This window comes from Amycolatopsis sp. NPDC003676, from assembly GCF_053587275.1.
In genome coordinates, this window is the sequence record NZ_JBSFNS010000284.1 from 1 (window position 1) to 1,460 (window position 1,460).

General features: G+C 70.3%; 3 protein-coding genes. All 3 read left to right on the top strand.

From position 1 onward, the window contains the following. A partial coding sequence (locus ACWDNU_RS45695) for an SDR family oxidoreductase (RefSeq protein ID WP_449673428.1) occupies positions 1 to 130 on the top strand: 130 nt, incomplete at its 5' end. A 14-nt stretch (positions 131 to 144) separates the two neighbouring features. Further along, complete coding sequence (locus tag ACWDNU_RS45700) at positions 145 to 342, top strand: ferredoxin (RefSeq protein WP_355278070.1); 198 nt, start codon at positions 145 to 147, stop codon at positions 340 to 342. Further along, positions 339 to 1,460: OB-fold domain-containing protein (locus ACWDNU_RS45705; protein ID WP_449673427.1), on the top strand; the 1,122-nt coding region annotated here is incomplete at its 3' end. The genes ACWDNU_RS45700 and ACWDNU_RS45705, both read left to right, overlap by 4 nt.

The following is a 1,460-nucleotide window of genomic DNA, read 5'->3' on the forward strand; positions in this document are numbered from 1 at the left end:
GTTCGTCGAGACCCGCGACATCAGCGACGCGGTGCTGTTCCTGGCCTCGGATGAGTCGCGGTTCATCACCGGGACGCAGCTGCGCGTCGACGGCGGCGGCTACCTGAAGTGGTACGAGTACCACATCTGAGAGGAAGTTTCATCGTGAAGGTCCAGGTCGATGCGCAGCGCTGCCAGGGGCACACGCTGTGCGCCATGATCGCGCCGAAGGCGTTCGAACTCAGTGATATCGACGGCCACTCCTCGCCGGTCGACGAGCAGGTGCCCGCCGATCAGCAGGACCAGGTGCGCGAAGCGGTGCACTCGTGCCCCGAGCGCGCCATCTCACTGGCGGAACAGTGACCGAGGACGGCACACCCGCGTCCGGGCGGCCGCTGCCGCAGCTCGGCCCGGACAACGAATTCTTCTGGACCGCGGGCGCCGACGGCGTCCTGCGGATCCAGGAGTGTCACTCCTGCGCAGCCCTGCTGCATCCACCGCAGCCGGTGTGCCGGTACTGCCGTGGAAGCGAGCTCGGTGTCCGCGAGCTCTCCGGCCGCGCGACGCTCATCGCGTACACGGTGAACCATCGCTTCGCCGTGCCCGGCCTGGACCCGCCGTATGTGGTGGCCACCGTCGCGCCCGTCGAGGATACCCGGGTCCGGCTGACCACCAATATCGTGGCGGCCGAGCCGGATTCGCTCGAACTCGGCATGCCGGTCGAGGTCACCTTCCAGCCCGACGGTGACGTGTGGCTGCCACTGTTCCGCCCGGTCGCCGGCGAGCCGGTCGCGCTGCCGGTGGACGAGATCGCCCCGGACGGCTACGCCGCGCGCATCCGGCCGATGGTGCGCGGCGACAAGTTCGAGGACCGGGTCGCGCTCACCGGCATCGGGATGTCGCAGATCGGCCGCAGGCTCATGGTGCCCGCGCTGTCGCTGACCGTGGCGGCCTGCGAGCGCGCGGTCGCCGACGCCGGACTCACCTTCGACGACATCGACGGGCTGTCGTCCTATCCCGGCGGCGGCAATCTCGGCGGGTTCGGCGAAGGTGGGGTGACCGCGCTCGAGGCCGCGCTGGGGATCCGGCCGACCTGGCACAACGGCGGGATCGAAACCTTCGGTCCCGGTGGCTCGGTGATCGCCGCGATGACCGCGGTGGCCGCCGGGCTGGCCCGGCACGTCCTGTGCTTCCGCACGGTGTGGGAATCCACGTTCGCCGAGCAGATGAAGGCGGGCCGGATCACCCCGGGCGGTGGCCGCACCGCCAGCTGGCTGACCCCCTTCGGCGCCACCTCCGCCGCGCACACCCTGGCGCAGAAGGCGCAGCGGCACTTCCACGACTACGGCACCACCCGCGAGACTCTTGGCTGGATCGCGCTCAACCAGCGCGCCAACGCGGCGCTGGACCCGAGCGTAAACACTCACGAGGCTCAAGCGTGCTTCTGCGCCGCAGCCTGCTCCAGCCCCAGCAAAGTCACC